6 protein-coding genes and 1 pseudogene are annotated in these 6,585 nt (G+C 72.0%); 4 read left to right on the top strand and 3 right to left on the bottom strand.

Features of this window, described 5'->3' with window-relative positions; all coding sequences use genetic code 11:
* Positions 1 to 444 precede the first annotated feature (444 nt).
* Positions 445 to 966, top strand: a complete 522-nt coding sequence (locus ACFXKG_RS40915) for a GNAT family N-acetyltransferase (RefSeq protein ID WP_384850621.1) — start codon at positions 445 to 447, stop codon at positions 964 to 966.
* Here the strand turns inward: ACFXKG_RS40915 and ACFXKG_RS40910 are convergent.
* On the bottom strand, positions 944 to 1,879 hold the full coding sequence (locus ACFXKG_RS40910) for a DUF3152 domain-containing protein (protein ID WP_384850617.1): 936 nt from the start codon (positions 1,877 to 1,879) through the stop codon (positions 944 to 946). The two genes, ACFXKG_RS40915 and ACFXKG_RS40910, sit on opposite strands and share 23 nt — an antisense overlap.
* Positions 1,880 to 2,041: 162 nt before the next feature.
* Here ACFXKG_RS40910 and ACFXKG_RS40905 point away from each other — a divergent pair, with 162 nt between their 5' ends.
* From ACFXKG_RS40905 to ACFXKG_RS40895, 3 genes are all read left to right on the top strand, one after another.
* Complete coding sequence (locus ACFXKG_RS40905) at positions 2,042 to 2,734, top strand: response regulator (RefSeq protein WP_384850614.1); 693 nt, start codon at positions 2,042 to 2,044, stop codon at positions 2,732 to 2,734.
* Between the two features lie 100 nt (positions 2,735 to 2,834).
* Positions 2,835 to 4,289, top strand: a complete 1,455-nt coding sequence (locus tag ACFXKG_RS40900; protein ID WP_384850611.1) for a sensor histidine kinase — start codon at positions 2,835 to 2,837, stop codon at positions 4,287 to 4,289.
* Positions 4,286 to 4,897: a hypothetical protein gene (locus ACFXKG_RS40895; protein ID WP_384850608.1), complete on the top strand. Its 612-nt coding sequence runs from the start codon at positions 4,286 to 4,288 to the stop codon at positions 4,895 to 4,897. The genes ACFXKG_RS40900 and ACFXKG_RS40895 overlap by 4 nt, the downstream gene beginning before the upstream one ends.
* Before the next feature lie 12 nt (positions 4,898 to 4,909).
* Here ACFXKG_RS40895 and ACFXKG_RS40890 read toward each other — a convergent pair whose 3' ends face one another.
* The gene (locus tag ACFXKG_RS40890; protein ID WP_384850605.1) at positions 4,910 to 6,175 is read right to left on the bottom strand and encodes a helix-turn-helix domain-containing protein; all 1,266 of its coding nucleotides are present in this window, start codon (positions 6,173 to 6,175) and stop codon (positions 4,910 to 4,912) included.
* 294 nt (positions 6,176 to 6,469) lie between these two features.
* Positions 6,470 to 6,585, bottom strand: a pseudogene (locus tag ACFXKG_RS40885) (lipoyl synthase); the annotation flags it as partial.

The raw sequence follows: 6,585 nt of genomic DNA, 5'->3' as shown, positions 1-6,585 counted from the left end.
CCGCGGCACCCAGATACGCCCCCGACCTGAGCAGGGTCCGGCGGGACGGGGCGGGGTGGGACGAGGTGGGGCCGAGCGGCGCGGTGGGGCCGTGGGCTGCCATGGAATTCTCCCGAAATCGGTGTGCCGTGGGGGGAATTGACGCGCGTAGCGGGGATCCCTTCCATGCTGACCGTCCGGCAGGTGCATGCCAATAACCTGATGGCAAAGAAAGAACACACCGGCTGGTCCGGACCTCTGGAAGGCGCGCTGCGCGTCCCCGGGTGCGGCACGGCGGACCGGCCCGGCCCCACCCTGCCGGTACCCTGCCCGCGCCCCGTGGGCGCCACGCGGCCGACGCCCCGCGATGGCCCGTACGAGGGGCCGGGCGCCCCCGTGTTCGTATCGCGCGGCGTAAGGGCTCCCGCGTCGCACCCGTACCTCACGATGCGTAATACTCTTCTCATGGGATCGAGACTTACGCGTCCGAGGGGCGGGGCGCGCGCGGCGGCCGTGACGATCAGGCGGGCCACCGCCGGCGACGCCGGGCGGCTCACCCGGCTGGTCCGGCGCTCCCGCGCCTACGAGGGCCCCTACGCCTCGATGGTCGCCGGATACCGGGTGGGCCAGGACTACATCGAGGCCCACGAGGTGCATGTGGCCGCCGACGGCGACGGCCGGGTGCTCGGCTTCTACGCGCTCGTCCTCGAACCGCCGGAGCTGGACCTGATGTTCGTCGCCGACGACGCCCAGGGGCTCGGCATCGGGCGCCGGCTCATCGGGCATCTCACCGAGCGGGCGAGGGCGGCGGGGCTCGACACCGTACGGGTGGTCGCGCACCCGCCCGCCGAGGGCTTCTACCGCCGCGTCGGCGCCCGGCGGACCGGCACCGTGGCCGCGCGCCCGCCCGCCGTGCCGTGGGACCGCCCCGAACTGGAGCTCCCGGTCGGCGGCGGGGCGGAGGTCACGGAACGGGAGGGCCGGTGATCCGGGTGCCGTCCGCCGCGTAGGGCCAGGCGTTGATGACACACCCGCGCAACCCCTTGATCTGCTGCATCATCGCGGGAGCGGGCTTTCCCGGCCCGGCGCAGGTCTCGTGGCCGTGCCCGAGGAAGTGGCCGACCTCGTGGTTGATGATCAGCGCGCGGTACGAGGGCACGTCGTGGGCGTAGGCCGGGGTGGCCAGCCGCCAGCGCTTGAGGTTCACCATCACGTGCCGGCCGACGTTGCAGTTGACCTCGCCGCCGGTGTCCAGGTTGTACTCGCCGCAGACCCGGTCGACGGTGTCCGGCGTCGCGAGCTGGACGACGAAGTCGGCCGTGCCGCCCGCGACCCGCCGGAAGCCGGTGGCACCGTCGGCCGTCCAGCCCCGCGGGCCGGCCAGGATCCTGTCCACCTCCGCCGCGGTCGCCGCGGCGGACTCCTTCAGCCCGTCCTCGACCGAGACGGAGTAGGTCACGATCCGCCCGCCGCCGGCCGTCCCGCTGCCCGCGCCCGCCGTGGTGAACGTTCCCGGCCCGCTCTCCGGGATACCGGCCCCCGACCGCTCCGACGTCGGAGACCCGGAGGACCGTGAGGAGTCCGGTGACTTCGTCGGCTTCGGCGCCTTGGTCTTCGGCGCCTTGGTCTTCGGCGGCGCCCCGGAGCCCGTACCGGAGCCGGACGGCGAGGGGGAGGGCGACGATGGGGCCGCCGTGGACGTGTCGTTCCGCGTCCCCGCCGCGGTCCCGTCCCCGCCGCGCCCCTGCTCCGTGACGACGAGACCGACGACCGCCAGGGCCGCGACGGCGGTGAACCCCGCGACGAGCGGCGCCTTGTGGGCCCGCCCGGCCCGGGCGGATCGCTTCGGCCGGCGTCGGCGCCCGCCGCGCGGCCGGGCATGGGAGGTGCGCTGGATCATGGAAGGAGAGGCTGCGCGCGCGGTGTGTTCAAACCTGGACCATAAGATAACGAACCCATAACGCATGTCGGTGTGAGGTTTCATATGATCGTCGCGTAACAGTTGCCCCCGTCGCGCCCCCTCGCACCGGGCACCCCGCCCGGAGGTGCGGATACTGTCGGCATGCCACGTGTCCTGCTCATCGAAGACGACCCCGCCGTACGCGAGGGCGTACAACTCGCCCTGCGTCGCCAGAGTCACGACGTCGAGGCCGCCGCGACGGGGGAACTCGGGCTCGAACAGCTCCGGCGGTTCCGTCCCGACGTCGTGGTCCTCGACCTGATGCTGCCGGGAATGAGCGGGCTCGACGTCTGCCGCAGGATCCGGACCGGCAGCCAGGTGCCCATCATCATGGCCACCGCGCGCGGCGATGACGTGGACGTCATCGTCGGCCTGGAGGCGGGGGCCGACGACTACGTGGTCAAACCCGTCCAGGCCCGCGTCCTCGAAGCCCGGATCAGGGCCGTACTGCGCCGGATCGGCGACTCCGCCGGCAACGGCGACGGAGCCCCGCGGATCGAACGCCACGGCGACCTGGTCATCGACCGCGCCGGACTCGACATCACCCTCCGCGGCGAACCCGTCCCGCTCGCCCTGTCCGAGATGCGGCTCCTGCTCACCCTCTCCGCCTCACCCGGACAGGTCTTCAGCCGCCAGCAACTCCTCGAAGCCGTCTGGGAACACAGCTACCACGGCGACATCAGACTCGTGGACGCCTGCGTGAAGCGCCTGCGCCTCAAGATGGCCGAGCCCTCCGGGGCGCCGCGGTACGTCCAGACCGTACGCGGCTTCGGCTACCGCTTCCGGTCCCGCTGAGGCCCGAGCGTCCGAGCCCTCGATGAGACTCCCCGGCATACGCCCCCTGACATCCCGGATCCGCCTGATCCCGCGGGTCCGCGGACTGCGCGTCCGTCTCATGGTCGCCTTCACCCTCGTCGCCGTCACCGGCACCCTCACCAGCGGTGCGCTGACCTTCCGCGAGGCACGCACCGGCGTGCTCCAGCAGAGCCAGGACACCGTCGTCACACAGTTCCGCGAGCGGGTGAACAACGCGGCACCCGGGCTCAGACTGCCGGCCGGACAGCAGGACCTGGAGTGGTTCACCCAGGAAGTGGCCCGCGCGGGCCAGTCCGAGGGGTGGCGGATCCTCACCACCTACCGGGACCTGCGCGCCACCTCGTCCCCGGACGACCGCTTCGCCGAACTCACCCCCGAGCTGCGACGGGCGGCCTCCACCAAGTCCGCCACGGTCTTCCAGCGTGTGCCCACGCGGAACACCTCCGTCCTCGTCGTCGGCCTGCCCGTCACCTACGCCGCCCCCCAGGGCCGGACATCCCGCCACTCCGGCCTCGCCGTCTTCCTGATCGTCTCCCAGAGCGACGAGGAGGCGTACGTCAACGCCCTGGTCTCCGCCGTCCAGCGCGCCACGCTCCCCGCGCTCGGCCTGGCGGTGCTCCTCGCCCTGCTCGCCGCGCGCGGGGTGCTGCGCCCCGTACGGGAGCTGCGGCGCGCCGCCCGGTCCATGGCCGAGGGCCGCTTCGACACCCGGCTCTCGGTGCACGGCTCGGACGAACTGGCCGACCTCTCCCGGACGTTCAACGAGACGGCCACCGCGCTGGACCACTCCGTCGCGGAACTGCGCCGGATGGAGGCCCGGGCCCGCCACTTCGCCTCGGACGTCTCCCACGAACTGCGCACCCCGCTGGCCGCCATGGCCGCCGTCACCGACGTGCTGGACGAGGACGCCGGCCGGCTCGACCCGGACACCGCCACCGCCGTACGCCTCATCAGCCAGGAGACCCTCAAGCTCGCCCGGCTCGTCGACGACCTCATGGAGATCTCCCGCTTCGACGCCGGAGCGGCCGAACTCCACCGGGACGGCATCGATCTCGCCGAGTCCCTGCGCCGCACGCTCGCCACCCGCGGCTGGACGGAGACCGTGGAGACCGAGCTGCCGCCCCCGGACGCCCTGCGATTCCGTGCCGATCCGCGCCGCCTCGACGTCGTCGTCGCCAACCTGGTCGCCAACGCGCTGCGGCACGGCGCACCCCCCGTACGGGTACGGCTGTACGAGGGCTCCGGCGGGCGGGCCGTCATCGAGGTGACGGACAGCGGCCCCGGCATCCCCGACGACGTCCTCCCGCACGTCTTCGACCGGTTCTACAAGTCGGACACCGCCAGGACCCGCACCGAGGGGAGCGGTCTGGGGCTCGCCATCACGGCGGAGAACGTCCAGTTGCACGGGGGCACCATCCGGGCGGCGAACCGGCCGGACGGCGGCGCCGTCTTCACCGTCGAGATCCCGCCGCCGGCCGAACCGGCCGAGCCCCCACCCGTATCCCATGACCTCGGTCCGGAGGAGCGCGCATGACCCGCACACCTCGCGGTCGCCGGGCCGCCGCGCTGCTGCTCGCGTCGGCCACGCCGCTCCTGCTCGCGGCCGGCTGCCGGATCCCCGGCACCGGTGTCGTGGAGGTCGGCGAACCGGCCACCGGCGTGCGCCCCGTCCTCCTGGTCCACCTGGTCAAGGACGGGGCCCTGTATCCGGTGGTGCGCTCCGAGGGGGTCACCTCCTTCGATGTCACCACCGCCGTCAACCTCGTGTTCCGCGGCCCCCAGCCCGCCGAGGCGCTCGGCGGGGTGACCACCGAGCTGTCCGGCAGCCGGCCCCGGGTCACGGTGGACGGTGACCGGGTCCTGATCGAGCTGGTGCGGCAGGACCGTCTCCCGCGGCTCGGCGTGAACCAGCTGGTCTGCACCGTGGCCGCCGCCCGGGCGCTGGAGACACCCGCCCCCGGCCCGGCCGAGTTGACCGTCGCCGACGGGTCCGGCCGGCGTACGGTCCAGGCCACCGAGGCCGACTGCCCGGCCGAGGCCGGCCCCGCCCCCGAGCCCGTCGGCGGGGTCGAGGGCGGGGTCGGGCCGGACGGCCCGTCGTCGTCCGAACTGCCACTGCCACTGCCGCAGTCCGAGCCGTGACCGCTGTCCGGGTCACCCGGCCCGCTCCACCGGTCCTTCGTGCCGCCGCACGCATTCGCGGGCGAACGCCCTGACCATTCCCTCGAAGCGGTATTCCCGGGAGGAAGCGGGCTCCAGGAGATGAATGTCCACCAGCGAGTCGAGCACCTTTTGGGAGCGCACCACGTCGGTCCTCAGCAATCCCGCCGCCTCGGCGACGGTGAAGGGGTCGGCCGTCCTCGTGCCGAGCAGGCGGAAGGCCCGGGCCACTTCCGGCTGGAGGTAGTGGTACGACCAGGAAAGCACCGTGTACATGTTGCTGGTCTCGTCGTTGACCGTACGCAGATAGGTGAGGATCGAGTCCGGGTTGCGCTGTTCGCACAACTCGATCCCGCCCACCGCGTCCATGCGCTCCACGGCGATCCGCAGCGCCAGCGGAAGGAATGGGTATCTGAACCGCGTATTCCCGCGTACGGACGGCAATCCGCTGATACGCGAGAGCAGTTCGGCGCACTCGGCATCGGTCAGATACGGCACGGTGACGCGGTGCGCCCCTTCCCGGGCGACCAGTCCGGCCAGCCGGCTCCGGCTGGTGATCACCGTCATGCAGCGCGGGGAGGCGGGCAGCAGCGGGCGGACCTGTTCCGCGCTGAACGCGTTGTCGAGAACGATCAGCAGCCGCTTTCCGGCGAGCATGCTGCGGTAGTTGGCGGCCAGGTGCTGTACGTCGTCCGGGAGCGAATCGCCCGTGGCGCCCAGGACCGTCAGGAAGTTCCGCAGCACGTCCCGGCTGTCGGCGCTGCGTCCCCGAGGGCCGAACCCCTGAAGATCGGCGAAGAGCACGCCGTCGGGAAACCGGGCCCTGACCTGATGGCCCCAGTACACGACGGTGGCCGTCTTGCCCACACCGGCCGCCCCGTCCACCAGCGTGACGACCGCCTGCCCGTCATGCTGCCGGTCCACCTCGGCGAGCATCCTGTCCAGCTCCCCGAAGACATCGGTGCGCCCCGTGAAGTCGGAGATGTTCCTGGGAAGTTGAGCGGGACTGATCCGCCCCCGTCGCCGCCGCGGCGGTCGGACGACCAGTTGGGAGAGGCTGCCCTGCGCGCCCAGAACCTCGTCACACCGCCGGGCCAGTCCCTCGGTGGGCCGTTTGTTCCCCGTCTCCACCCGGCTCAGGTGGCTTCTGCTGTAATTCACCAATCGTGCCAGATCTCCCAGGGACAGCCCGCGCTCCGTGCGCAGGTGCCGGAGAGATGAGCCGAAGGACGCGTTCGTGAAAGTCTGCCGCTCCGTCACCCGCTCACCCCAACTCGGTGGATTCCTCCGCCACTCCGTGTTGCGGATAATTCCTGGAGTTTCGACCGGCGTACGGGGGCCGATTTCCGTCGAGTTGATCCCCCTCGCCTTCAGTATTTGACCACGCGGCTCTGATGGCGAGTAGACGCCGACGCCGATTGTCCGGATCAGGCGGATGATGTTGCGGGGCGGGAAATGCCGCCCGGGCCCCGTAACCAAGCGCCCCGGGCGGTGTTGTGGCCGACGTTCCTATCGGCGCAGATTGGCGTGGAGTGGATGGTTCCGTGCCGGATTTCAGATGGACAACGCGCTGAGCGTCGCGCCGCGCCGTTCGATCGCCTGCTGGTAGAGCCGCCCCGCGCGGTACGACGAACGCACCAGGGGTCCGGACATGACGCCGGAGTAGCCGA

Source organism: Streptomyces sp. NPDC059255 (assembly GCF_042752355.1).
In the GTDB taxonomy this organism is placed as follows: domain Bacteria; phylum Actinomycetota; class Actinomycetes; order Streptomycetales; family Streptomycetaceae; genus Streptomyces.
The sequence above is the reverse complement of the archived record's forward strand: the minus strand, read 5'-3'. Positions and strand labels throughout refer to the sequence as shown.